The 25,537-nt window shown below is 37.3% G+C and carries 27 protein-coding genes and 1 tRNA gene; 16 read left to right on the top strand and 12 right to left on the bottom strand.

The window, feature by feature from the left end; genetic code table 11:
* Nucleotides 1-9: 9 nt before the first annotated feature.
* Together ACP5SL_RS00140 and ACP5SL_RS00135 are read right to left on the bottom strand one after the other, a co-directional pair.
* On the bottom strand, nucleotides 10-1,236 hold the full coding sequence (locus tag ACP5SL_RS00140) for an iron-containing alcohol dehydrogenase (protein WP_211206237.1): 1,227 nt from the start codon (nucleotides 1,234-1,236) through the stop codon (nucleotides 10-12).
* A 144-nt stretch (nucleotides 1,237-1,380) separates the two neighbouring features.
* Nucleotides 1,381-2,832 carry a sodium:solute symporter family protein gene (locus tag ACP5SL_RS00135; protein ID WP_428227990.1) on the bottom strand — a complete coding sequence of 484 codons (1,452 nt, stop codon included), beginning with the start codon at nucleotides 2,830-2,832 and terminating at the stop codon, nucleotides 1,381-1,383.
* A 240-nt stretch (nucleotides 2,833-3,072) separates the two neighbouring features.
* Between ACP5SL_RS00135 and ACP5SL_RS00130 the strand changes: the two genes are divergently transcribed.
* From ACP5SL_RS00130 to ACP5SL_RS00115, 4 genes are all read left to right on the top strand, one after another.
* Complete coding sequence (locus ACP5SL_RS00130) at nucleotides 3,073-4,080, top strand: DUF7343 domain-containing protein (RefSeq protein WP_014557324.1); 1,008 nt, start codon at nucleotides 3,073-3,075, stop codon at nucleotides 4,078-4,080.
* Between the two features lie 103 nt (nucleotides 4,081-4,183).
* A complete protein-coding gene (locus tag ACP5SL_RS00125) occupies nucleotides 4,184-5,248 on the top strand; it encodes a radical SAM protein (RefSeq protein WP_148683463.1) in 1,065 nt (354 codons plus the stop codon).
* A gap of 73 nt (nucleotides 5,249-5,321) precedes the next feature.
* Nucleotides 5,322-5,708, top strand: coding sequence for a HEPN domain-containing protein (locus ACP5SL_RS00120; protein ID WP_428228018.1), 387 nt, complete (start codon nucleotides 5,322-5,324; stop codon nucleotides 5,706-5,708).
* Nucleotides 5,708-6,013: a nucleotidyltransferase domain-containing protein gene (locus ACP5SL_RS00115; protein ID WP_014557321.1), complete on the top strand. Its 306-nt coding sequence runs from the start codon at nucleotides 5,708-5,710 to the stop codon at nucleotides 6,011-6,013. The genes ACP5SL_RS00120 and ACP5SL_RS00115 overlap by 1 nt, the downstream gene beginning before the upstream one ends.
* A 247-nt stretch (nucleotides 6,014-6,260) precedes the next feature.
* Here the strand turns inward: ACP5SL_RS00115 and ACP5SL_RS00110 are convergent, their stop codons facing one another.
* On the bottom strand, nucleotides 6,261-7,481 hold the full coding sequence (locus ACP5SL_RS00110; protein WP_428227989.1) for an Nramp family divalent metal transporter: 1,221 nt from the start codon (nucleotides 7,479-7,481) through the stop codon (nucleotides 6,261-6,263).
* A 171-nt stretch (nucleotides 7,482-7,652) separates the two neighbouring features.
* On the opposite strand from ACP5SL_RS00110, the gene ACP5SL_RS00105 reads away from it, so the two are divergent.
* Nucleotides 7,653-10,115: a thermopsin gene (locus ACP5SL_RS00105; protein ID WP_428227988.1), complete on the top strand. Its 2,463-nt coding sequence runs from the start codon at nucleotides 7,653-7,655 to the stop codon at nucleotides 10,113-10,115.
* A 3-nt stretch (nucleotides 10,116-10,118) separates the two neighbouring features.
* Here the strand turns inward: ACP5SL_RS00105 and ACP5SL_RS00100 are convergent, their stop codons facing one another.
* On the bottom strand, nucleotides 10,119-11,429 hold the full coding sequence (locus tag ACP5SL_RS00100) for an aspartate aminotransferase family protein (RefSeq protein WP_428227987.1): 1,311 nt from the start codon (nucleotides 11,427-11,429) through the stop codon (nucleotides 10,119-10,121).
* Nucleotides 11,430-11,617: 188 nt separating this feature from the next.
* On the opposite strand from ACP5SL_RS00100, the gene ACP5SL_RS00095 reads away from it, so the two are divergent.
* Nucleotides 11,618-12,118: a hypothetical protein gene (locus tag ACP5SL_RS00095; RefSeq protein WP_428227986.1), complete on the top strand. Its 501-nt coding sequence runs from the start codon at nucleotides 11,618-11,620 to the stop codon at nucleotides 12,116-12,118.
* Nucleotides 12,119-12,235: 117 nt separating this feature from the next.
* Here ACP5SL_RS00095 and ACP5SL_RS00090 read toward each other — a convergent pair whose 3' ends face one another.
* The 6 genes from ACP5SL_RS00090 to ACP5SL_RS00065 all read right to left on the bottom strand — a co-directional run bounded on the left by ACP5SL_RS00090 (nucleotide 12,236) and on the right by ACP5SL_RS00065 (nucleotide 15,088).
* Nucleotides 12,236-12,538: a hypothetical protein gene (locus ACP5SL_RS00090; protein ID WP_148683459.1), complete on the bottom strand. Its 303-nt coding sequence runs from the start codon at nucleotides 12,536-12,538 to the stop codon at nucleotides 12,236-12,238.
* Between the two features lie 10 nt (nucleotides 12,539-12,548).
* Complete coding sequence (locus ACP5SL_RS00085; RefSeq protein WP_322741380.1) at nucleotides 12,549-12,707, bottom strand: hypothetical protein; 159 nt, start codon at nucleotides 12,705-12,707, stop codon at nucleotides 12,549-12,551.
* A gap of 13 nt (nucleotides 12,708-12,720) precedes the next feature.
* Nucleotides 12,721-12,987, bottom strand: a complete 267-nt coding sequence (locus ACP5SL_RS00080) for a hypothetical protein (RefSeq protein ID WP_428228017.1) — start codon at nucleotides 12,985-12,987, stop codon at nucleotides 12,721-12,723.
* Nucleotides 12,988-13,122: 135 nt separating this feature from the next.
* Nucleotides 13,123-14,199 (bottom strand): AAA family ATPase, encoded by a 1,077-nt coding sequence (locus tag ACP5SL_RS00075; RefSeq protein ID WP_428227985.1) that lies wholly within the window; start codon nucleotides 14,197-14,199, stop codon nucleotides 13,123-13,125.
* Nucleotides 14,200-14,346: 147 nt separating this feature from the next.
* Nucleotides 14,347-14,472, bottom strand: coding sequence for a hypothetical protein (locus tag ACP5SL_RS00070; protein WP_272985758.1), 126 nt, complete (start codon nucleotides 14,470-14,472; stop codon nucleotides 14,347-14,349).
* 445 nt (nucleotides 14,473-14,917) lie between these two features.
* The gene (locus ACP5SL_RS00065; RefSeq protein WP_272985449.1) at nucleotides 14,918-15,088 is read right to left on the bottom strand and encodes a hypothetical protein; all 171 of its coding nucleotides are present in this window, start codon (nucleotides 15,086-15,088) and stop codon (nucleotides 14,918-14,920) included.
* A 915-nt stretch (nucleotides 15,089-16,003) separates the two neighbouring features.
* Between ACP5SL_RS00065 and ACP5SL_RS00060 the strand changes: the two genes are divergently transcribed.
* The 4 genes from ACP5SL_RS00060 (at nucleotide 16,004) to ACP5SL_RS00045 (ending at nucleotide 19,524) form a co-directional block, all read left to right on the top strand.
* Entirely contained in the window at nucleotides 16,004-16,780 is a 777-nt protein-coding gene (locus tag ACP5SL_RS00060) for an SDR family NAD(P)-dependent oxidoreductase (RefSeq protein WP_272985448.1), read from the top strand.
* Between the two features lie 89 nt (nucleotides 16,781-16,869).
* Nucleotides 16,870-16,945, top strand: a tRNA-Gly gene (locus tag ACP5SL_RS00055).
* Between the two features lie 167 nt (nucleotides 16,946-17,112).
* Nucleotides 17,113-18,678: an amidohydrolase gene (locus ACP5SL_RS00050; RefSeq protein ID WP_428227984.1), complete on the top strand. Its 1,566-nt coding sequence runs from the start codon at nucleotides 17,113-17,115 to the stop codon at nucleotides 18,676-18,678.
* A gap of 102 nt (nucleotides 18,679-18,780) precedes the next feature.
* Nucleotides 18,781-19,524 carry a KaiC domain-containing protein gene (locus tag ACP5SL_RS00045; protein ID WP_014557309.1) on the top strand — a complete coding sequence of 248 codons (744 nt, stop codon included), beginning with the start codon at nucleotides 18,781-18,783 and terminating at the stop codon, nucleotides 19,522-19,524.
* 4 nt (nucleotides 19,525-19,528) lie between these two features.
* Here ACP5SL_RS00045 and ACP5SL_RS00040 read toward each other — a convergent pair whose 3' ends face one another.
* Nucleotides 19,529-20,542 carry a hypothetical protein gene (locus ACP5SL_RS00040; RefSeq protein ID WP_428227983.1) on the bottom strand — a complete coding sequence of 338 codons (1,014 nt, stop codon included), beginning with the start codon at nucleotides 20,540-20,542 and terminating at the stop codon, nucleotides 19,529-19,531.
* A gap of 135 nt (nucleotides 20,543-20,677) precedes the next feature.
* Between ACP5SL_RS00040 and ACP5SL_RS00035 the strand changes: the two genes are divergently transcribed.
* From ACP5SL_RS00035 to ACP5SL_RS00015, 5 genes are all read left to right on the top strand, one after another.
* Nucleotides 20,678-21,670, top strand: coding sequence for a TIGR00269 family protein (locus tag ACP5SL_RS00035; RefSeq protein ID WP_428227982.1), 993 nt, complete (start codon nucleotides 20,678-20,680; stop codon nucleotides 21,668-21,670).
* Nucleotides 21,671-21,958: a hypothetical protein gene (locus tag ACP5SL_RS00030; RefSeq protein WP_014557306.1), complete on the top strand. Its 288-nt coding sequence runs from the start codon at nucleotides 21,671-21,673 to the stop codon at nucleotides 21,956-21,958.
* Complete coding sequence (locus ACP5SL_RS00025; protein ID WP_193803456.1) at nucleotides 21,958-22,551, top strand: lysine exporter LysO family protein; 594 nt, start codon at nucleotides 21,958-21,960, stop codon at nucleotides 22,549-22,551. The genes ACP5SL_RS00030 and ACP5SL_RS00025 overlap by 1 nt, the downstream gene beginning before the upstream one ends.
* 93 nt (nucleotides 22,552-22,644) lie before the next feature.
* Nucleotides 22,645-23,703 (top strand): hypothetical protein, encoded by a 1,059-nt coding sequence (locus tag ACP5SL_RS00020; RefSeq protein ID WP_428227981.1) that lies wholly within the window; start codon nucleotides 22,645-22,647, stop codon nucleotides 23,701-23,703.
* A gap of 28 nt (nucleotides 23,704-23,731) precedes the next feature.
* Nucleotides 23,732-24,022, top strand: coding sequence for a DUF211 domain-containing protein (locus ACP5SL_RS00015; RefSeq protein ID WP_014557303.1), 291 nt, complete (start codon nucleotides 23,732-23,734; stop codon nucleotides 24,020-24,022).
* On the opposite strand, the gene ACP5SL_RS00010 is transcribed toward ACP5SL_RS00015, so the two are convergent.
* Entirely contained in the window at nucleotides 24,008-24,556 is a 549-nt protein-coding gene (locus ACP5SL_RS00010; protein ID WP_014557302.1) for an ATP:cob(I)alamin adenosyltransferase, read from the bottom strand. The genes ACP5SL_RS00015 and ACP5SL_RS00010 overlap by 15 nt on opposite strands.
* Nucleotides 24,557-24,908: 352 nt before the next feature.
* Here ACP5SL_RS00010 and pdo point away from each other — a divergent pair.
* Nucleotides 24,909-25,537 (top strand): protein disulfide oxidoreductase (gene pdo / locus ACP5SL_RS00005; protein WP_428227980.1); only part of this gene is annotated, 629 nt, incomplete at its 3' end.

The raw sequence follows: 25,537 nt of genomic DNA, 5'->3' as shown, positions 1-25,537 counted from the left end.
TTTTAAAATTTAATGTATCGGTCTGAGCGACCTTTCGTATATAAATCTTACAACTTCTTTTGTGACCTCAACAGGTGAAGTTGCTGCCATGAGCGGAGTCATTGGAGAAGTAATTGCATTTTCTACAAGTCTATCTACATCTTTATCCGTAAATCCTAAATCCGTCAGCTTGTCTGGAACTCCAATTGATGCGAACCACTTTTCAATTTCTCTTTCAGCATATTCTGCCTCTCCAGGCACTCCCTTTAGATCTGGTATTATTGAGCTCAAAAGATCTGCTGATAGCTCCGGGAAGATCTTATAAGTTACATTTAATACAGCTGGGAAAATTGCAGTCAGTCCTATGCCGTGAGGAGTTTTTGGATTCAGCGCGCTCATTGGATGCTCCAGAGTATGTGTTAAATGTAGAGATGCGATATCGAATGATATTCCAGCTATAGCAGAAGCATACATTAGCCAGTATCTTGCAGCAATATTATTGGGCTCATTCGCTGCTACGGGCAGCCACTTTGCAATTAGCCTTATTGCTGTTTTCGATAAAAGTGTTGAGTACGGATTTCTTGTTTTTGTGGTTGCAGCCTCAAAGCTGTGGTGAAATGCGTCCAATGCTGTTGACAAAGTCTGCCTCTTAGGAAGGGTTAAGGTAAGGGCCGGATCTTCAATAGCAAATACGGGATATAAACCTGGACCTGCAATTGCAGGCTTGTAGCCGCCATCAGATTGAGCTACTGCATATTTATCAAGCTCGCTCCCAGTCCCATGAGTAGTGTTGATTGAGACAACTGGTATTGCTTCATTTATCAGAATTATCTTCTCATACAAATCCTTTGCAGTCTTTCCCGGATTCTTTAAGAGTGCGGCTGCCGTTTTCGCCGTATCATTGTGGCTTCCTCCACCAACTGTTATAAATACTTTGGCATTAAATTCTCTTGCAATGTTAGCTAATTCATCGCATGAAGCATAAGTAGGATTCGGTCTAACCTTATCATAAATTGTAAATTCTATTCCGTTCTCCTCAAGAGCAGGCTTAATATATTGTTCCACTTTTGTAGACTGCCAAACAATAGGATCTGTAACAATAATTGCCCTATCAATGCCTTTAGACTTTAAGTTCTTTGAAATTTCAGATATCATCCTGATCGCTCCAACTCCAAAATACGTAACTGGCCTAGCTGGAGTAAGTGTAAATATCGATTCCAAATTCATTTTTAAGAAGTCTTCCAAATCTTCTTTCAAATTTTCTACCCATATTAATTATAATATTTTCTCATATATAAAAATTTTTTGTAGAATTTTTACAATTTTTAAAAAAAACTTATAAGTTTTTTATAAAATTTTTTAATAATAAAAATTCATTATTATCATTTTTATTGTTAAAAATTATTTTAAATCTAAAATATGTCTTTTTAATTTGGATTGATAATCTAAAGATATCCCTATTACAATGACTAAGCATGATATCAATAAAACCCATAGGGATGTTGGCAATCCGCAAAGCATCGATGTGAATATTCTTCCGGCTCCATTGGCATACAAACCATAAACACCTATCGTCACTCCCGATATTATAGAAGCTAAACTGGAAGCTCTTGAAAACTTTCCCAGTTTGTTTTTAAAAGCAATTCCAGCTATAGTTACTGGAGCTAAAGGCAATAATAACAATGAAGTCATAACTGAAAGGTCAACAATATAAGCAGGGTGAAGATAAGCTAAAATTGAAGCTACTACTGTCAAAACCACATCGATTGTAGCAATCAACTCAACTTTTTTATCTTTAAGTCCTAGAAGATCTTTGAAGATAGCACTCGATACAGAGAGAATAATGCCGTCAGCCGTAGAAATCGCAGCAGCTATGATAGATATCCCTATGAAACCAGCTGCTATTGCGCTAAGCTTTGAGAGAATCGCAGGAGTAACATAATTGCCTCCCAAACCTGAAGGGATTATACCGTTTATTGCTAGATATCTCGCAAAAAGCCCAATCATTACTGCCAATAAAGTATATAGAAGTCCAAAGGCAGCGAAGAATGTGACGCTCATTTTGTAAGATTTCTCATCTCTCTGTATGAAGAGCCTTAAAATGACTTGAGGATTTGTTATAGCAAAGAAGATCCATGGTAGTGTATAAGAAAGAAAAACGGGAAAGCTCCAAAATGGCATAATACCTAAATATCCGCTGCTTGCTAGAACCTCTATCGCCCTTAGAGATCCGCCAAAAGGCAAAATCATCGAAATAACGACATATAAAAATAATATTCCACCTCCGAGCATTAAAATAGCTTGATACAAATCGGTAGTTGCCACACTCCACATTCCCGCAATAGCTATCCAAAGTGCGACGATTACGGCCGCAGCGACAACGCCACTTTCATAGCTCATCCCTCCTATTTGGAAAATTACGCCCAACCCCTGAATTTGAGCTGCTATGTATGGGATCATAGCAAAAATGTATAAAAGAGCAATAAATTTTGATAAAAAGATAGAACCATAAAGATCTCCTAGCATCTGAGATGGAGAGATCCATTGCCTTTCTTTTGAGATCTTCCATATTTCATATCCGACTGTTGAGAGAATTGCGACTGTAGAAAGCAAATATGAAAGCTCAAAGCCAAGCGTCCCCACTCCTGTCGAATAAGCCATTCCTACAAGTCCTATCATCATGAACGCGCTGTAAGTGGTCGCAGCATAAGTAGCACCAGCTAGAATTCCTCCTATTTTTCTTCCACCAATATAGTAATCTCTCGCGCTCTTTATGCCAACTCTTTTTGATGCAACTGCAATTGCTGTTCCAATAATAGCATAAATTAAAAAATAGATGATAAAAACGTTCATTCCATTTTCCCTCTCCACAAGAGTATTAAGGAGAGCAATATCCAAAAGAAAGCTAAAGAAGGCCAGAAGAGTAGGAGTTCAATTCCTTTTGAATTTCTCAGAAAAGCATAGGGAACCAGATAAAAAAGAGCTAATATGAGAAAGCTAAACGTTATATATGTTCTTCTCATTTTAAATCACAACCGAACATATGTTCGATAAATTTTAAATACTCAGTTATATATAAAATTTTTTGAGATCATGTCTAAAGGAGAGCTTAAAGAAAAAATACTGGAACTTCTCGCAAACTTTCAAGGGGAATCAATACCCCAATCTTATATTCATAGAAGCATTTCTGCTTCAAAGTCGAGAGTAAGTGAAATCCTATATGAGCTGGAAAGAGAAGGGCTTATAAAAAGGAAGCAGATAGGAAGAAGCAAATTTATCTATGCATATACCGGGATAAAGGAAAAAGCTCATGAAAAAGATGAAATGAGGATGACGATCGGAATAGTTTATTCGAGCGAATACCTCTTCTTGGGATACTTTTTGAAAAAAATGAACGAAATGAAACATAAAGTGAACGTGAAAGTTTTTAGCGATGGCTTAGAAGCTCTAGATGCTTTAGTCCACGGGAGAATAGATCTTGCAATTTCCCCCTTTATTGGTCAGCTCATTTTTTCAACCATTTATGAAAGCTACAAAATTCTCCCTAGAGGTATGGGGAGAGGGTATGAGATTTTATATCTTGATGGGGGGAATAAGGTTCATTCGAGTAAGCTCAGCACTATGGATTACATAAGAAGCTTATCTATCAAAAATGGTATTATTGATGCTGAAAATACCGTATATTATAGCTCTCCTGATGAGCTCCTCTACATGGCCAAAAAAGAAAAAGGTTATGTAATAACTTGGCATCCTTTGTATAAAAAAGTCGAATCGATGGGATTTAAAGTAGTAAAAGATGCGGGAATTATGGAAAATGAGCTGTGTTGCTCCCTAGCAATTTCAAATATTGTTGCTGAAAGTGTGAGAGAAAAAATAACTTGGATGTATAGAGAATCTCTAGAAGCGTATTCGAAGGACAGAAGCAGATATTTAGAATTATATTCCATTATTACGGGAATTGATATTGACCTAATTAAAGATGCAATGTATGTATACGAGCCATTTAATGGGGATTCTATGAAAGCTACAGAAGAAGTACTAGACATTATATCTCCCTCTGTTCCTGACAAATCCGTATATTTAAAATCAATTATTAGATGATGCAAAGGTCTGCAATTAAAAACATTCATTTCAATCAAATAACATCGGATCAAACATCCTTTTGACCAATTTTTTCTATGACGAGTTCGCGGAAGGGATCAGTTTGAACTCAAGAATCGAGAGAGCACTAAGCTGGTACTATGGAATATTAAGAGGAAGGTATCCGCCCAAATATAAGATCGCTAGAAGTCTTGAAGTCGATGTTAAGTTGACCTCCCTTAGCCTACAAGAGCTTTGGTCTTTACATGAAGAATTTGAGAAAGAATTTCATAAGTTATCAAACGACATAATGAAAGACGAATCCATCGAGCTACGAGATTCTTCTAATAATTCATATTTGGACCTTAAAATTGAAATACTAAAAAGAATGCTTACAAATTGCGAATATTGCGAGAGAAAATGCGGATCGAATAGGTTAACAGATAAGGGAAAATTCTGCAAAGTGGATTATAAGACATATATTTCATCATATTTTCTGCACTACGGAGAAGAATATCCACTTGTTCCAAGCGGGACAATTTTTTACTCTGGATGCAATCTCAGATGTGTTTATTGCCAGAACTATGAAATCTCTCAAAGCTTTCCACTCAAAGGAAAAGTCGTAGCACCTCAGCAGCTTGCTGCAATACAGGATAAGCTTGTAAAAGAAGGTGCAAAGAATATAAATCATGTAGGTGGAGAGCCTACCCCTTATACACATGCAATTGTTGAAAGCTTTAAATATCTAAAAACGAATACGCCTCAGATATGGAACAGCAATTTCTATATGAGCGAGAAACTCACTATACTGCTCAGAGATCTCATAGATCTTTGGCTTCCAGACTTTAAATACTGGGATGATTCTCATGCAATAGTGCTCTCCGCTGCACCAAGGTATAGAGAAGCTGTAATCAGAAATTTGTTATTGATAGAAAATGAAGGTAGCATCATATTAAGGCATTTAGTGCTTCCAAACCATGTGAAGTGTTGCAGTATCCCGATAATTGAATGGCTTTCTAAAAACATGCCGAAGGATTGGCTTGTTGTAAACATTATGGATCAGTACTATCCTACTTATAGGGTGTTATCAGAAAGCGAGAGGTGGAGAGATTTAAATCGGAAAGTGAGAAAAGATGAATATTTTGAAGTAGTTGATTATGCAGCTAAAGAAGATCTTATTTTAATTTAATACTATTGTCGAAATTATTGTATAGGCAAAACTTATAATAAAAACAAACCTAAAGAACTCATGGTGAACAGAACTGTCTTTTGAAGAAGCGGAAATCATAAAGAGAAGGGCTGAAGCTTTTTTAAGGAATTCTGAGGATCTTATTGGGAAAAAGGAATGGGACCTCGCAGTTTTTAGCTTGGAGCAGTACTGCCAGCTTATTTTAAAATATAAAATGCTGGTGCATTTTGGAACTTATCCAAGGACTTATTCAATTAGAAGACTTATAAAAGATTTAACAAAAATAAATACAAAATTGCGTTCATTTATTGAAGACGAGGATAAACTGCATTACATAGCAAGATTAGAGGAGGCATACGTGGCTTCAAGATATTTCCCTTATACTTATGAAGAAAAGGAAACAATTAGCCTTTTTAAATTTGTCAAAGAAGTATTTAAACCTATAATTGATGAATTATAATGTTTTCCTATAAAGCAAATTTTAAAAATTATATAGAAATAGGGAGAAAAATTAAAGAAATTGTAAACAGCTTTGACCCTAATGCAAAACTATATATTTTTGGCTCAGCTGTCAAGGGAAAAAACGTAGCCTCAAGCGACATTGATATTTTGATAATAACAGAAAAAATTGAATTGAAATATGAAATAATGGTGAAGGTTTTTAAATCGATAGATGAACCCATCGAGCTACACATTATTACTAGAGAGATTTTTGATAAGTGGTATAGAAGATTTATACCGATTGAAGAGCTTGTTGAAATATAGAGCTTTGTCTTTAAAGTCGTAACGAAATTGGATATAAACCAGCATCTGATTAATTACAAAAAAAGTGTAAACGAAAAACGAAAAAGCATCTGATCTACAGGATGAAAATTATCACTAATTTATTTTTCTATCGTTTTTTCGAATAATGGTTTGGATAAATCTACTTCCAAATATTCAAAATTCTTTTTGCAAATACTCTTTATAACTGAAAGCCTCGCTTTTTAAGCTGGGAAGGAGGTCAGAAAAATTAAAAGACAAACATAGCGATGTTTATTAGGACAATAAATACGGTAGATACTAAGGATATAACGTAAAGAGGCTTACTAATTTTGTATCCTCCCATTAAATTTCCATCTTTACTTATATTAATAAGAGGAAAGAGCACAAGGGGAAGAGAGAAAGAGAGAATTGCCTGGGTATAGACGAGAATGCTCATCATGTCCACTCCAAGGTAAACTGCAATTAGAAATGGCACCATATTTATCAATCTCAGCATTAACCTAACTTTCCACTGCTTAGTAGGAGTTCCAAAATAGCTTTCCAATATCTTTACTCCAGCTATTACACTTACCATAGAGGAGCTCAATCCAGACGAGAAGAGAGAGATCGCAAAAATCCATGATGCTAAAGCACCGAAAAGAGGAGCTAATGTGTAATACGCACTTTCCAAGCTAGTAATATTAGTCAACCCTTTTAGATAAAATGCATAATAGCTCATTATCTGTATTGCAGCATTAACAAGGCTGGCACCTCCTAAATTAACGAGTGTTTCTTTAAGATGGTTCTTAATTTCCCCTTTTTTGTTAATTCCTCCTTTCCCTGCTGACTTTTCTGCAGATAAATACGAATGAAGAATAATTGCATGAGGCATTATTGTCGCACCTATTATGCTTGTTGCGGTCAGGATCATTTCACTTCCACTTAAATAAGGGATGAATGAATGCATGAGAATTTCTTCAGGATTAGCATGAACAATTACTAACTCGATCAAGTAGCTTAATCCAACAATCCCTACAAGTCCTGCTATTACAATTTCCATTCTCCCTAAGTCTTCAGTAAGTAAAAAAAGCAAGAGAACATCCACAACTGAGAGGCCAGCTGAAATTGAGAGCGGTATGCCTAAAATTAGGTGAAAACCGACAGCCATACCTACGAACTCCGCCATGTCGGTGGCGAGTATCGCAATAAACAGTCCGAAAAAGTAGAGCTTTTTTTCATTTTTTCTGAGCTTTGCCATCGATACGTCAAGCAGTCCTTTTTCCGTGACAATACCAACCTTTCCGGAAATATACTGAAACATGATCGCCATTGCTCCGGAAAGCCAGACGACCCAAAGCAGAGTGAGCCCGTATTTAGAGCCAGCTTCAATATTCGTCCCAAAATTTCCCGGATCAATATATGCGACAGAAACTAAAGTTGCTGGACCTATAGCTAGAATTCTCTTTAGGTTTTCAAGCTTTCCGGTCAACTTAGTTCCCCAGTCTTAAGAAACATTAAAAATAAGTAAAATTAGGTTATATTTTTTTCAATATGTACTAAAACAAAAAGAAAAAGCTTTCAAAAGCACCTTCATAATTTAAATAGAAAAGCTTTTTTAAAAAAATGCTTATTTATATTTGCTGAGCGAGGTCTACTATAAATGAGGAAGAAAGTTCTTTGCCTTGCTTTTACAATTATTTTTGTTACTGCTATTGCGAGTATTTATAATGTTGCACTTGTTGAAAATAGCTCAGTTGCAAGATCTGAGCCTTTCGGAGAAGTGCCAGAAAAAAGCTCATTAAGTTATGTGAGCATCCAACCTAACTACTTTCTCTACTATCCTATACAAGTTGAAAGCGGAATGAACATAACATTTGAGGTAAATTCCAGTGAAATAGTAGATGTGTATCTTATGACTCCTTCCCAATTATCTACTTTTAAATCTTCCGGCTCAATCGAATATCTTTATTCCTATAGAGGATATAACATTTCAGCTAATATAGGTCCTATGCATTACGGAACTTACTATCTAGTAGTTTACAATGATGCCTCGAACGAAATAGCTTATGTAAGCTACCAGGTTTCAACGATCCCTATAGATGTATATTCATATTATAACAGCCTTCCTGCGCCAATCGGAATTGCGGACTATGGGGTTGTAAATTCCTCGGGAGTCCTAATTCCATATGAATTGCTTTACAAGGAAGCTATTGGAATAGCGAACATATACTCAATAGAGGCATATAATTCAACGCCTCCATCTGGGGTTTCAGAATACGGAGCTAGTCTTCAGCTCAACGTTGTTCTTCAGGTGAATACAACATACGGATCTTATACATATTGGGTTCAGAACGTCCCAAATTTCTGGACTAATAATAATACTTTGTTCTTTGTAGATAACGTTTGGAACTCTACTTCACATTTTTCTTTCCTTACAAACCAGAGCGTTAAAGGAAATGGGTATGTTTATGTTGACAACGTAGGAGAAGACTACTATGCTTATTCAACAGAAATGAGAAAATATACTCTTCCTTTGAACTTAAAACTTGCAGTGAGCGAAAATTTCTCAAGTAACGCTGTATACATCTCATTTGGATATTCTCTGGGAGAAAGCGAAGAAATTACTTGGTACGATGAAGTTATTATACCACAAACAGGGATAACATCAGCTTCATTTATAATCTCGGGCTTCTCCCAAACTCCAAGCGGACATTTTTACGACTCTGAATTGGTGTTCGGAGGAGAAGGGAATAGAGAGATCACTAATTTTACAAAAATGAATGCCCAGCTGATGCTTAAATATGTTCTGGAGAATGAAACAATTGTTCTTCCCATGTCTCTATACGGATTTGGGAGCGATACAGCTGAAGGAGCAGATGACCTCTCGACAAATTTAATTGATGGAATTCCCACGGTTCAAATAGGGAGCGGAAATTTTTATCCTGTGTTCTACTCGGTCAATCTCTCTAAACTCAGCGCAAAAATTGCAATATCATATCCAAATGCAGATGCAGATGTCGGTTTTCCAATTGAAATAAGTTCTCAGATCATTGGAGGTCTTCCCCCATATACTTACATTATTTATGTAGACGGTTCTCCAATCTATCAGCTAACTTCCTATTCAGATAAGCTAAACTTTTCAGCATTTGTTCAGCCTCTGAATGAGGGAGGGCATTATATTGTTATTGAAGTAAATGATTCTTTAGGGAATTCCTTTTTTTCAAATAGTTATACTATAAATGTAAACCCAGATCCTTTCGTTTTTATTTCTGCAAATGCAACAGAAACAGATGTCGGTGTACCAATAAGTATCTCATTTTATGCATTTAACGGCACTCCTCAGTACACCTACTCTATCTATGCCAATGGGTCTCTTATAGATAGTGGAAGTATTTTGCAGCAAGGGAGCAAAGTTAATGTTACATATGCTCCAAGCGCCTCTGGAGTTGTCTTCGTTGTTCTATATTTACAAGACTCTGCGAATTTCACCGTAGAAAAGCTTCTTGAAATAAAAGTAAACAGTCCTCCAGCGATCAGTCTTGATTATGCAAGAAGTAATAGTGATGTAGGCGTTCCAATAGCTTTTACTGTAAATGTGAGCTCAGGGACTCCTCCTTTTATGTATATATGGATGATCAACGGAACTCCCGTTGCTTTTAACACCTCTCAGTATATACTTAATGCGACCTATCCAGGAAGCTATTATGTTAAAGCCATTGCAAAAGACTCAGCAGGATATGAAGTTTCAAAAGAGATCAAAGTAGATGTAAATCCAGATCCCGTTATGAGTAACTTCACATATATTTCTTCATCAAGTAACTTTTTGTTTGAAAACAACAAGGTCGAGGTCTTTGTAAGCGTTAATAACGGTACGCCTCCATACATTTATACATGGTATTTAAACGGAAAGATCGTATCAACAAGCAGTGAGCCGGAATATACATTTTCTCTAGCGAATGGCTTAAATAAAATTCAAGTAAAAGTAACGGATTCAGCAGGATTCAGCGTATATAGCTCAATTATAAACATAGTTGCTTCATATAACTATTTAGCATTGGTAGGTTTAGGATCCGCTTTTATCTTAACCGCATTAATAATTATAGGATATTTAAAGAAGAAGTAAAAATTACTTCTTTTTTAAAGCTTCTTTTATTGACTCATCTAATATATCGAGCCCTCTTTTTAGCACGTCTTCTTCGATTGTTAAAGGCGGATGTAGCCTAATAACATTAGAGTATAGACCGGCTATGTACAAAAGAAGACCCCTTTCTCTAGCTGTATCTGTTATCTTTTTTGTTATATCCTCATCCGGTTCTTTTGTCTTTCTATCCTTTACAATCTCTATTGCCTGCATTATCCCCAAGCCACGCACATCCCCTATTATTTCATATTTTTCATACATTTCTTCTAGCCGCTTTCTAATTATCCTTCCAAGCATTTCAGCCCTAGCAGGAAGGTTGTCTCTTTTCATTATTTCTAAAACTTTCAATCCAACGGCGCAGGAGACCGGGTTTCCACCAAAGGTTCCCCCAAGGGAGCCTAAATGCACTTTTTCCGCGATGCTCTCTCTAACTGCGATTCCCGAGAGTGGAAGGCCGTTGGCTACCGCCTTTGCAAATGCCATTATATCTGGCTCGACATCAAAGTGCTCAACTGCCCACATTTTTCCAGTCCTCGCAAATCCTGCTTGAACTTCATCATCTATCAGCAGAATGCCATTTGACTCCAAAAAGCTCTTCAGCTCCTTTACATACTCCTTTGGAGGAACGACGAAGCCTCCCTCTCCCTGGATCATCTCCATTAAAAATGCAGCAATTCTGTTGGGAGGATATCTTGTATGTGTAAACCACTTTTTCATATAATCTAGACAAGCTAGACCACATTCCGGATATTCGTGCCTAAATGGACATCTGTAACAATAAGGATATGGAAGAAGCTCAACTCCTTGGGAAAATGGCTCCATGCTCTCTTTGTATGGCATATATTTTCCTGTAGCAGCCAGCGCTGGACCGTAAGTGCTTCTTCCGTGAAATGCATTTTCGAATGCAACTATTACATGCCTTCCAGTCGCCTGTCTTGCCACCTTAATAGCGTTGTCAATCGCCTCTGATCCGCTGTTCCAAAATGCAACTCTTTTCTTCTCCTTTCCTGGAGATACCTCGGATATCTTTTTTGCCAGCTCAACATATGAAGGATAATTGAGGTTCACTATTGATATGTGCCACAACTTTCTCAGCTGCTCTACAGCCGCATCGATAAGCTCAGGATTTGCATGTCCTAGAGAGGTAACTCCGATCCCTGAGGTGAAATCTATGTATTTTTTTCCTTCAGTATCAAATAAAAAAGCATTTTCTCCTCTTACGACGGTTATCGGATGGTATAGGGGAACTGCACTCATTACGTAATCTTTCCTTTCCTGAAGATATTTTTCCGTCAACGCACAATTCACCAATTAAAAAATAAATGAAGGTTTTATATAAGTTTTTTGCATTAATAATGTTAAATCGATCGCAATTATATATCGGAATGATCGTACTTATTTATTGAAAACCTAAGATCTTTCAGCAAACGGAAAAAATATAAAACATAAATAATGAAGAGAAAATTTTAAAGAGATATAAAGTTATGGAAGAATTTAAAGAATACTTAAAGTGTTTAAGAGATATAGAATATGAAACATATTTTGTTTATAACATGCTTTATTCCAAAATAGAAAAAGAAGAAATCAAGCATATATTTTTATACATCGGGATGGACTCTTATAAGCATTATTTGATTTACGATAGACTTTTGAACGGAGAATCCTCCGATGAAGATCTTTGTAGAGATATTCTTGGAGACTTATTTATGGATTCCTTGAATTCTATAAAGCAATTAAAGGCCTCTGTATTTAAAATAGACAAAATTTCAGACGAGCAAATTTATGAAATTATAAGTATGCTGGTTAATTATGAAGGAGGAGTTTATGAGGAAGCTCTGTCTTCGATTATCACCAGGATTCTCGGAGAGAATTTAAAGGGAGGAATCAAAAAAATCTTTGAGCTTATAGAAGAAGATGAAAAGAAGCATGAAAAACTTCTGATGGACTTATTAATAGGAAAAACAAAAAAATATGAATTATCTTGAAACAAGCAATTGCTGAAGCTTTTCTTAAAAATTAGGAGTTTGCTGTTCCTAATAACTTCTTTACCTCTTTTTCAAGATGAATGTAAGAAATTGCAAGCACTGGCTGGATCAATAGGATTATTGCGGAACTACGGAGGCAGCAGGGCTAAGCGCCATTGTAGCCATCGCTACAGCAACACTTTCGTTTTTGGTAATGGAAGTCAATATAATTGATTGGTGATCTTCATACTTTATGCGCAGGACCTTATCGACAGCCAAAGACAGCGCAATTAATCCGAACACTATCAGTGTTTGATAACCTATGATCTCTAAGGCAATTGTTGGCTTTGCAATAAGCAATGAAGCTTTTGAAAAAATTATAATGAATATCAAAACAAACAGTGAAATCATAGTCGCTACTGAAAGTGAGCTCCTTATCACTCTAAGCTCTTCAAGCTTCCACACTTTTCTCTATATATATTCTGGTTAGCTGTCCTGCAATCAGCGGGAGGATCAATATTTCAGTCAGTGAGATAAGAATTGTGCCAATTGGCACAGGGACGGATATGCTCCTGCTGTATAATCCCAAAATTACTGGCAAGGCTGGAATTGCAACAATTATGTCAAATTAGTATTAGGGCAGTAGCAAGCTCTACGTTTCCTGCCGAAATTAAAACGTAACCAAGTGCTGCGCTTGATGCTGGCACCGAATTCGCTGCAACAAATCCTATTCCAAACTGAGGACCCAACTTACTCGCTACAGATATTGCTAGTAGTGGAAACAAAATGAATACGTAAATTAATGAGATTATAATTTTCTTCCAAAGCTTCAACTGCCTTCCTAGCGCTTCTGTTCTCAGTTGAACCATATATGGATAAAGGGTGGCTATTGCAAAAATAGTGACGAGATTAGTAAAGAGATCTTTATATTTTGGTGTTATGGTTCTAAAATAATAACCTATTAATATTGAACAAAATCGCTTAAAATAGTCTTAAAAACCTTTATTCTTCAAAGATCACTTTTGCTATAAGTTCTTTGCAGCTTCTTCAGCAAGAGGATCTAGGAAATTGTTCTGATCATCAATTATTGAATATTTCCTCAACGTGATGAGGATATCATAAAGCACCCTTTCACTTAAAACCCTTCCTTCCAAATCTTCCATTTTTTTCTTGAGCTCTTTCCATTCTCTTTCTCCATTAGCGAGAAATTTTAATACGGCTCTATATCTTTCTGCACTTACCCTGTTTTTTAAAAAGTTCTCAAGCTCCTGCCTAGCCATTGTAACAGCCTCTCTCCATATACTTTCAAAATCTCTATTCTGCATTGTTCTAGAATATCCGTAATAAGTCAGCCAGCCAATAATGCCGTCAAGCTTATCAACAGCAGCTTCTAATTCTTCATCATTTACTCTAATTTTCGATTCTTCGAATCCCCTTTTCAAGAAATCTATAGATTTTTCCTTGTCAAGCCTTCTAGTCTTTACTTCAAGGTAAGCTCTTCCGTAGAGTGGAGCGTTCGGCTCATCGAAGAATCGGTATAGTACACCCATTTCCGAGCCAGAAACGATAAATGATAAATTCCTCAAGTGATCATACGAATATGCAATGGCATTAGCCAGCTCTACAGATAATTTTCCTGTTACCCTCTGAAGTTCATCAAAGACAATAACCGCTTTTATTCCGTATTCAGCGCATGATTCATCTAAAGCTCTAAGAATTTCCACAAGCGAAGCTCTATCTTTCCCCCATGAAAGAGAAACTTCGAATCCATCTACAGATATGCCTCTAATCAGCTTAAGCATCTTGGTTAAGGACTTGTAAAACTTTTCTTTGTTTGAGATTCTAGTAAGAAAGTCAGTGAGCCCTTCGGATAAGAGATGATATAGGTCTCTTCTTGAATTCGGCATGCTTCTCATATCAAAGAAAACATAAGGAATGTCGGAATCATTGAGAGTGGAAAGAATGAGAGATGTTTTTCCCGTTCTTCTTAAGCCCGATACTACTAAAAGTGGTTCTCCTATATTTTTCTTGAGAAATTCAAATTCTTTTTCGAAATCGTAAAGATCTTTTTTATTTACTTTTGGCCTCGGATCAAATAACATTTTCACACCGAAAGTTACTTTCGTGCCGAAAGTAAAAAACTTTTCTAAAACTATTCATCATAAAAATTCTAGCAAATTTGGAAAATTACAGATATAGGATTAGAGTTGAAAGGGTTTTTATCGACTTGCATCAAAAAACTATAAAATCTAGTTCCTTAGCCATCTGTAAATAGCGATTGTTAATACCGGATTGCCACCCATTATAAAAAGAGCTTTAACGTGGTAAGGCTTTCCAATAAGGATTGCTTCAAGCGCAGAAGGATAGTTGGTCATTGGTATTTTATTTTTAGGCTTCGTGAGCATGAGATGAAGAGGGTTTGATGATTGGTATCGTGTTGGATTTGAAAATTTTTATTAGGTTGTTAGAGAGGAAGGTTTTGGTTCCTTGCGTATTTCGGTACCGTTTTTTGAGTTTGATCGTTTTTAGGATTTTGGTAGTTCGCAGAAGTAGTGTTGATCGAAGAATTGCAGTCTATATACTTATACGATTAACAATTTGAGCCATCTTGTCCGTGTTATTTTTTTTTTTTTGGTTTTGCTACTAACCGTTCTGAATTTGTTAGTATTACTGTCTTTTATATGGGTAGTTCTTCTCTCCATATCTCCATTTGTCTTAGCATGTCTAGGAATTCCGTAAGATCCATCTTAATTCTTTTCTTCTTTTAGGATTTGTATTTTTGAGTGCGGAATATAACTGTTTAGAGCATACAGAGGCTTCCTATCTGCTGTTCTTGGAAAGAAGATTGAAAGCAATAATGTTGAAGAAATAAGATGCCTTTCTGAGTGATATAGAGAAAGCGTTTATATTCATAAGGCTTCCACCAGATGTGCCGATGTAAAAGAAATTTTCTCTAACGAAGATTTCCGATGAGGGTCTCCATGAAAACATCCGAGCATTATGTCAAGACAACCAAGCTTAAAATTCGGTGTGTTTAACTGGAGATTAAAAACACCGGCGGTTGATTTAACCTCATTTCCAATGCGCCGTGCGGAGACCAAGAAAAAAGATGTCCGAGCATTTCAATCATGCTCACAATTAACTGTTAAGCTCATTTCTCCTTTTTAAGATGGAGGACAACTGGTATTAAAAATGAATGTTCTCTAACCTCGAAAATGGCAAAATAGCTATTTAAATTCACTAAAAGGTAAATGAAGAAATGCTGTACAGAGTGCCAAAAATCTTACAGAAAAAGTTTATATCTAATGAAGCTATCCGATTTTTCAGTATTAAATTACACTAAAAATTAAGGGGATTTTGTTAGCTATCCTTTCACAAAAAATTGGGTAAAATACATAGCTAATCGGCGAAAATTTTCCGTTTTCCCAAAGCTTATGGTGTTCCCACAAATCATACAAAACTTTCATACATATATATCAATTGAAGGAAAAGAAGTAAAACTTAAAAGCATTTATATAGAGGAAAATCTTCCTTTTAAATAGCTAAACTGCTTTCTTTTGAAGTGGAACACCTTCCAAAGTATTTCCATAACTTTTCCAAAAAATTGATTCAAAGTATTTCTCCATATTAAAACTGCAGAGGTGTTTTATAAAGTGCACCGATAAATTTACTGATCGATCAATCGCTAAATCGATTATCGAAGCGTCCGGGCAATTGGAGATTCAAATTAAAAATTCTTCTAAAAATAAGCTGAAAAAGCGCTTTTTTTACTGGTTCTCCGATCTTTGAATTCTTTTTCACAGTAACAAATTAATTTTATGAAAAAATTATAAAATATAAAATTATATAAAATATATACTCACTTTTAAATAGTATAGAAGATTATAATATAAAATGATGTAAAAATTGTGTGAAAGATTAAAAGATAGAGTAGTGGTAATAACAGGTGCTGCAAGAGGCATTGGATATGCTACAGCAATGCTCGCAGCGAAGGAAGGGGCAAAGGTAGCAGTGTGCGATGTTCTTGAAGATGAAGGGAAAAAGGCTGCAGAGGAGATTAAGAGGACAACTGGGAATCAAAACGTAAAATTCTACAGGCTTGATGTGACGAACGAAGATGAGGTAAAGAGAACATTTGAGCAGATCTCAAAAGATCTGGGAGATATCTACGGGTTGGTTAACAACGCTGGAATAGCGGGAGTGAGCAAGCCCACTCATGAGATAACGCTTGAAGAGTGGAATAAGGTCATAAATGTTAACCTCAATGGAGTGTTCCTCTGCACAAAGCACGCAGTTCCATACATGATTAAAAACAACAGAGGTAGCATAGTAAACCTGTCTTCTATTTATGGAATAGTAGGAGCTCCGGATGTACCTCCATATCATGCTTCAAAAGGAGCCGTAAGGATCATGACTAAGGTCGATGCTCTATTCTATGCGAAATATAACATAAGAGTGAATTCTGTCCATCCTGGATTTATTGATACTCCAATGGTGAGGGGTTATGCGGAGGGTACAGGAAATAGAGATGCGGTATATGAGGCCCTAAAGAAGCTGCATCCTCTTGGAAGGCTTGGAAGGCCGGAGGAGATCGCCTCAGTTATCGTATTTTTGCTGAGCGATGAGTCATCTTTCATGACTGGTTCAGAAGTTGTAGTAGATGGGGGATATACGGCTCAATAATTTTTAACAATCCCCTATACTCCTTTTTTTGAAAAAGCAAAAAAATTATAAGGATTTTTTCATTAAACATCACTAGTTGAGGAACAAGAGCGGCGGTCGTCTAGCCTGGACTAGGACGTCGGCCTTCCAAGCCGGTGATCCCGGGTTCAAATCCCGGCCGCCGCATTTTTTGAATTAGCTATAAATAACTGCAATTCTTTAATTTCTAAAAGCGCAAAATTTATTGCTTTTTAAATTTTTGCAAAATCCTATTTGACCTCCTTCTTCGCTTTTAAGAACCCACATTCTTTAAAGTGAGTGATTATAATTATATTCAAGTGATGGGGAGCTTTATGGTAACGGGTTTCGTTAATGCGAAGATATATGCGTCTTTTAACCCTTTGAGGATAGAAGAGGCAATGATCGTAAGCGAGGGTAGGGTTGTATATATGGGTAAGGAAGGCATTGTGAGAGATGTGGTCAGAAAGCTCAATGGAAAAATATTAGACCTTAATGGAAGAGTGGTCCTTCCTGGATTTATTGACTCGCATATGCACTTGGATGAACTCGGAATGTTTTTAAATATGCTTGATCTGAGAGAAGTGAAGAGCGTAGAAGAAATGAAGTCTATGCTTAGGGAATACGTTCGAAAAGCAAGAAATTCCTGGATCCTCGGGCACGGATGGGATCAAGAAAAAATGGAGAGATGGCCAACTAGGCACGACCTGGATGAAGTTGTAAAGGAGAAGCCAGTAATGCTTACAAGGATCTGCATGCATGCTGCAGTTCTAAATACTAAAGCTATGGAACTCAGTGGTCTTATAAACAGCGATCTTCCTGGTGTTATGAAGGATGAGAATGGAATTCCAACTGGAGTGGTGAAAGAGGAGTCGTTTGAAGTTGCAAGGAGAAAGTTTTCGGAATCCCTCACCATTGACGATTACTCAAAGTTTTTGGAAGATGCGATGAATTACACATCTTCCCAAGGAGTAACTACTGTGGGGTTCGTGAGCTGTAGCTTAAAGGCTTTCAAAGCTCTTATGAAGATAAAAGATGAGGGCAGGATGAAGGTTAGGGTAAGGGCTTATTTGAATTATCAAGAAGCTATGGAATTATTCGACTTCTTTAAGAGTTTGGGATTAAAAAGAGGGGTAGGGGATGATATGTTGAAGCTCATGGGAATTAAAATAATAGCAGACGGAAGCCTTGGCGCAAGAACCGCATGGCTTTCAAGCCCATACTCTGATGACCCAGAAAATAGCGGTCATCCAAATATTGATGAACAAGTTCTAATGGAAATTGTTAAAGCTGCGGACGAGCTGGGGCTACAGATTGCTGTTCATGGAATTGGAGATAGGGCAATAGATATGATAATTAGCGCTTACGAAAAGCTTGGAAATTTAAAGGAGAAAAGGCATAGGATAGAGCACGCATCAATCCTGAGGCCTGACCAATTAGAAAAGATTGCTGAACTTGGAATAGCTATATCACTTCAGCCGCGCTTTGTAATATCTGACTGGTGGATCAAAAATAGAGTTGGAGAGGAAAGGATCAGGTTGGCTTACCCATTCAAGTCGATGATTAAGAAAGGAATTAAACTGGGATTTTCCACAGACTCTCCAGTAGAATCGCTGAACCCATGGGAAACGGTTTATAGCTCCATTACAAGGGGAAAATACGAAAATTTGCCAATATATGAATTCACGAAAGATGAAAGGATAAACTTAGAGGAGTCTCTCTATTTCTATACAGAGGGCTCTGCATATATCCTGTTTGAAGAGAGTAGTTTGGGAAGCCTAGAAGAAGGAAAATACGCCGACTTCATCGTTGTAAATAGAAATCCGTTTGAGCTCGATGAGAGAGAGATCAGAGATGTAAAGATAGAGGAGACGTATCTTTCAGGCATTCGCGTCAAATAAACCACAGAAAAGTTTCAGAAAAAGTTTCAAATAAAAATATTCAGTAAATAATTTATTACACGCCTGCATAATATATTATAAAATCCTTATGAGTGATGAAAAGTGTCTTTTACTATTGAAAGGGTAAAAACATGGATCCCCGGGCTTGATGAGCTACTGAATGGGGGGATTCCTAAAAGAAACGTTGTCATAATCACCGGAGGGCCGGGAACAGGAAAGACAATACTTTCGCAGCACTTTCTGTACAATGGACTTGTGAGGGGAGAGGCTTCAGTATATGTGTCTTTAGAGGAGCATCCTGTTCAAGTGAGGAGAGCTATGGCTACGTTCGGCTGGGATGTGAAAAAATTTGAAGAGGAGGGAAAGTTCGCTATTGTAGATGCATTTACTTCGGGCATAGGTGAAGCTGCGAAAAGAGAGAAGTATGTTGTAAAAAGCGTTGATGATGTCGGAGAGCTCATAGATGTAATTAGAATGGCTATTAAAGAGACAAATGCTCAGAGAGTAGTTATAGATTCCGTCTCCACTTTATACATGACTAAGCCTGCAATTGCCAGAAATACAGTAATGCAACTAAAAAGGATACTTTCTGGATTGGGAACAACAAGCTTTTTAATTTCCCAAGTAAGCGTAACAGAAAGAGGCTTCGGAGGTCCTGGTGTTGAGCATGCTGCTGATGGGATAATAAGGCTAGATCTTGACGAATATGATGGGCAGCTTTTAAGGTCTATAATTGTTTGGAAGATGAGGGGCACTGCGCATGATATGAGAAGACATCCTTTCGATATAACTGATAAGGGAATAATTATATATCATGACAAGGTCTTCAAAAGTCACGTGATGTGATTTTTCATATGTACCTACAGTACTTTACTAATACATCTTCTATTTTTTTCAAATCATAACCTCTCTTCAGCCTTACAATGCTTATATTTCTATGGCCTCCAGTATTAACAGCCATGCCAATAGCATAGAGCTCGTCCGCGATTTTTTTAGCAGTTGCATTTTTAGTCCTTATCACCAAAATCTCTCCATCCTTTACTTTAGCTAAAAGAGCGACAGGTGCCTTGAACTTCCTCGCTAACCTCGTCGCAAGACTGGAGACGCCTCTCCTCTTCCACTTCTTTCTCGCGTCAACAAACCTGAAGCATCCGACCCTCCTCGCGCTTATTGCAAGGTCTTCCACTGCCTTTTCAAGCTCCTCATCTCTCTTTTTTATTTCCTCTTCAACTTTATTCATTATTTCCAAATCGCTTTTTCCCAAAGGTATCGGGAGAGGGTTGGATAGCCACCTAACCATTTTCTCCCAAAACTTCTCCTCCCTGTTCAGCTTTAGAGCCCTCGAGATCGTAGCCACAACTCTAACGGTCTCCTTTATTTCATCAGATGGCTTCCTCCCTAGCTCTATATACCAAAGAGCCTTCGCAAAAAGCTCAAGCCTTTGAGGAAGCTGGAGCTTAATTTCGTGAGCAATATCCAATAAATGCATGGACGTAGGCTTATCCTTCCCCAGTCTAAACTTGTCAATAAATTTTCTAAGCACCTCGACATTGTCTATTGTGGAGAAGTGGTGATCTACATAAATGACTTGCGTGTTAGGACAGCTCTTTTTTATGTCTTCAAAAATCCCAAAATTTTCCTGGATATATGGTATGTCTAGAAACGCAATAAACTCGGGGCACCCAGAATAATCGTTCATAACTTTTCTCAATTCTCTGGGACCGCTAGGTCTTACATATACGACAAGCTTTTTATTTGAAGGGTACGCTCTGCTGTTCTGCATATACGAAAGTATTGCAGCGGAGACTGCTCCATCAGCGTCCCAATCGCCGATTATTAAAGCATCTTCTTTCGTTAAAAGCAAAATAGTCACCTTTGTTAAAATTCAATTGATCTTTTTCATATTTTAATATAAACTTTTTCTAAAAATTATCTCTTTTTTTAAACAAAATGTATTTAATTTCTCATTTCAATAATACTGATGCAAGTGCGTGAGATTGTGAAGTGCAGTTTGTGCGGAAGAGAGGCAGTTTTCTATCAAGCCTTCACGAACAAGTATCTCTGCAGAGAGTGCTTTATAGAGGATGTTAGGAAAAGGATTGCAAACGAAGTAAAAGATAAGAGGATGTTCTCAGAAAGAGACAATCTCCTCCTCGCAATTAGCGGAGGAAAAGACAGCTTTGTTCTTCTAGATGCAGTATCGCATTTTCACCCTTCAAGCAAAATTATAGCACTATCAATTGTAGAGGGAATTCCCGGATATAATAGGCAGGAGTACATAGAAAGGATAAAGAAATATACTAAAGAGAGGGGCATAGATACAGTAATAACCAGCATAAAGGAATTTGTGGGCTATTCCCTTGGAGAAATAGTAGAAAAATCTCGTGAAATGGGGATTGAGCTCTCTCCCTGCACTTACTGCGGCAGCTTGAGGAGAAGGATAATTAATGTCTATGCCAGAGAGCTCGGAGCAGACAGGACACTCACAGCCCACAATCTGGATGATGAGGTTCAAACCATTTTTATGAACATACTTAGAGGAGATCCGGAAAGGCTACTGAGACAGCACCCACTTTCCCCTAAGTTGAGCGACAAGCTAGTGCAGAGAGTAAAGCCCTTGAGAAAGATATACGAGTATGAGGCAGCATTTTATGCCTATTTACTTGGATTCAAATTTCAAGAAACCGAGTGTCCGTATATAATCTACCAGCCGACATTGAGAGCGAGAATAAGGCACTGGCTCTACATGCTTGAAAGGGAAGCTCCGGGCGTTGAGCTGAGGATTTTGGAATTTTTTGATAACTTGCTTTTAGATAGAACAAACAAGCTGAAGGAACTAAACTCCCTCCCAACTTGCAGAATATGTGGCGAGCCGACGAGCATCGGAAGAGATGTATGCAAGCTCTGCGAAATGCTTGAAAAAGCTGGAATAGAACCAAAATACAACTATCCTAAACATATGGGAAAATGGAGAGCAAAAGGTGAAGGATAAATGGATGAAATTGCATATTTGGGCATTCTCTACTTTGCAATATTTATAGGATTTCTCGCTGGAATTTTTGGAAGGAAAAGGTTTGAAAACGGAAAGGGAGTGAAAAAGGCCATTGGCTATGGGCTAGAAATTTCAGTTCTTGTTATAATATTTTCTGTGGGTATGGAGATGGGCTCAAGCTGGGAAACCGCGGACGTCTTTCTGATCACAATATCTTCAATAATGGGAGTGTTAAGTGGAATTTTAGGAGCTTTTCTAGCAAAAATAGTTATGAAAGGTACCAAATGATGAAGTTTTATCAAGCAGTAATCCTCGCGTTCATAGCTGGTTTTATTGCAGGAAAGTTATTTAGGCCTGAGAATGTAAGTCTTTTAATGGAGAATTCTTTTTTAGTGATGCTTGTGTTTTTTGCCAGCATAGAAGCATCTTTAAGGATTAAGGAAATCAAAAGCTTTAGAAAGGCGTTTTTAGGAGTAAGAACGCTGTTGTTCGGAATTTTAGGTTCTCTTATAACGGGTTTGCTTTTCTTTTTTGTGCTTGGGAAGGGCTCCATACCTGCATGCATGGGGCTCGGATGGTATACTTTTACAGGTCCATATTTAAGCGCTTTAGGCGGAAGCACTCTAGGAACTATAGGCTTCTTTTCCAATTTGTCCCGTGAGCTCTTCGGCATAATCGCATTTCCAAGCATTCAAAAATACTTTGGAGATTTTGGCGCAGTAACTTATGCCGGAGATCCTGTATATGACGTTTTGTTTCCATTTGTGCTTAAGTACTGCAAGAGTGAAGATAGCGTTATCGCTGCTTTCGTGCAGGGCTTCCTGACAGGATTTGTGGTTCCAATAATTGTTCCCTTATCATTTATATTGGTAAATCTTTAGCATGTTTTTTAATTAGGCAAATGATAAAAGCTAAAACTGTCAAATGATATATATTGCTTTTTAGTTAAGAATTATTGAAAGGGTGACATTATTTTGGATGATAGCACTTTAACAGCACTATTGGAAAAAAAGTTCAGCGGTGAGGCCCTTAGCGAATCGGTAGTAATAGGCGAAAGCATTGGCGGTCTGTATAGACCTTCTAAGCAGTCAGTCTATTTTCACAAAGTGAAGAACAATTCTAAAGCTACTTTATCACTGCTTGAAATAGGAGCAATTTTTGACAAGCAGGAAAGCGTTAAGTGGAGGATCTGGTTCGATGGTATTTCTGTATCAAAACAATTTAAGCCGAATTTTATATTACCTATTGGAGAAAATACATATGGAGCTACGGTGATAGACATCACCCCGCTTGTAAATAGAGAGGCGAAGAGGAGGTTCCATAAGCTTACAGTTATATCCTCGACACCTGTGTTTTTGACCCATGCGACGATTATAAAGCTAATTGAAGATAATTCGGATACGACTAACTGGATAAAGTATTATACTGGAGGGGCTATTATAAAGAGCCAGGAAATAAAGAAGATATCCGTAAAAAGCAATGAATTGAGGCAAAATAACATTCACTTTAACATATTTGCGCAGAAAGTTCCTCAGTATTTAGAGATAAGGGTTAATGAGAGATACGTTAAGCGCTTAGAGATTTCAAAAAATTGCGATGATTATCAAATTCCCTTTGACAAGGAGCCCATATTAACTTTAAGTTTTAAGAATGATGGAATTGATGTCGGCGGAAAGAGCCAGAGTTTCATATTAATTACAAATTTGATAGTGAACTCTGCAAGTAAGAAACAGCGGAGCATAGATTTGGAGGCGGAGATAAGGGGAAGAAATGAAAGCGGTGTAATCGTAAATGTAGACGTCTTCAATAATTCTGAAAGTCCGCTCGAAGCACCGATGCTGGTTGCATTTTCTTCAGGTATTCTCGTATCAAAAATTGACTTAGAAAGCATACAGCCAAAAAGCTCAGCAAAGAGGGAGCTGGTGCTTAAGTTGCCTCCTAATTCTAGTTCGATTACTTTGAGGTTGATATGGAAGGAAAATAGCGAGCCGCAATATATAGAAAAAAAGATAAAGATAACAAATCAAATATAATTTTGGAATAGGCCGGTGATAATAAAATATGGGCATTTTGAGGGCCGTTCTGGATGTTCTCATTCCAATCAAAGGAATAGGCATTGATGAGCTCTCGCTAGTTTTAGAAAGAGTGAGGGGAGTTGAAGGTGTAAACATAACTGTCAAAGAGATTGATGTAGAAACGGAGTCAATCTTAATAGTGATAGAGGGCAGAGATATTGATCTGAAAGAAGTTGAAAGGGAGCTCTTAAACTATGGAGGAGTAATACACAGCATTGATCAGGTAATTTCTGGGAAAAAAATCGTAGAAATTCCGGAATTTTTATACGAGCTTTGAGCTTCCACACTCTATCCTTTTGGTTTCATATCCCAATTTGCCGTTTATGGCTAATTGTATTCCATACAAAGCGCTACTCGCTCTATTCAAAATGGAAAGGACCAGCTTTTCTTTGTTTATGACCTCCTTTCTTGAAATTAAATCTATAAGTCTTCTTTCAACTCTCCTGACTATTGCCCTAGATAGCGATACGGCTGCTGCAGCGGGATGCCCACCGTTGAGCAAAAATAGAGGCTTTGCATAAATTGAATATTTATCTGCTATGCTCTCAAGTACTTTTAAGTCTTCTTCGCTGATGCAGTCCTTACCAGCGATAGTAAAACCTATCCTGAACAAAAGGGTTTGGATCCAATCAACCTCGCTTTTTATTTCCTTAAGCTCATCTGGAATCAAGCTACTAGCTAGCCCTAAGGAAGCTTCAGCCTCATCAAGCTCTCCGACGAATTCAACAAACGGATGATTCTTAGGAACCATTTCTAGATACTTCATGCAGAACGTGCTTCCCTCATCGCCTTTTTTTGAGTACAGCTTCATGATTAAAAACCTTCAATTTGTTGATATGGACATGTTGTATAATCTGATCTCCAGATATTTTAAATTAAAAATTTTAAAATTCAAGAAACAGGATTAAAAAGGTAAGACGCTGACCTTAAAAGAAAGAGTATTCGAGGATCAAGTGCTAAAATGAACTGACTCCCTTACCATACTCATATCTTATCATCGGGCTTTAAAAAATAATACCTTAGGAATATTCAAACATCATACTAAGATAGAGGAGGCTCTCGGATTAAATATGACATTTCTAATGTGCAAAAAAAGATCTTTACGTTAACCTTTTAATCCTTCAAACGAAAGAGTGATTATGTCATTTTTTAGGTGAATAATCATGAGTTCAGAAGAAGAGACATCCGAATTTAATGAAGAGCACCCAATGGTGCCTGGAGGAGAGCTTGACGAAGAAACATTAGAGGCTCTCGAAGAGGCGCTTAGAGATATGGCATCTCCAGTGATTGCAGAGATTTTTGTTAAAGAAAGCTGCTACTACTGTCAGGAAACGATAAAGCTTTTAAGTTATTTCAGGGAAAAAAGTCCTAGCGTAAACGGAAAAAAGCTATTTGATTTTGTTGTATATGATAAAGAAAAGGATGCAGAGAAATTTAAGCAGTATGGAATATCAAGAACGCCTACTGTAACATTAGTTGAGGGAAGGATAAGATATACTGGTATACCTTCAGGAGAGGAGATAAGGAGCTTAGTAGAGACAATTATCAGAATTAGTCAGAACGATTCAGGTCTTGAAGAAAGCAGCAAGCAAACCATCAAAAGCATAAACAGAAAGGTGTATATTGAAGTTATAATTACTCCATCATGCCCATACTGTCCATATGCAGCGCTGCTTGCAAACATGATCGCTTTCGAATCATATAAATTAGGAAACAAATCCGTAATTGCAGATACAGTAGAAGCTTATGAGAACACTGACATCGCTGACAAATACAATGTGATGAGCGTGCC

Source organism: Fervidicoccus sp., assembly GCF_049967375.1.
GTDB lineage: Archaea > Thermoproteota > Thermoprotei_A > Sulfolobales > Fervidicoccaceae > Fervidicoccus > Fervidicoccus fontis.
Note: the sequence above shows the minus strand (reverse complement) of the source record. Positions and strands in the feature narration are given on the sequence as shown.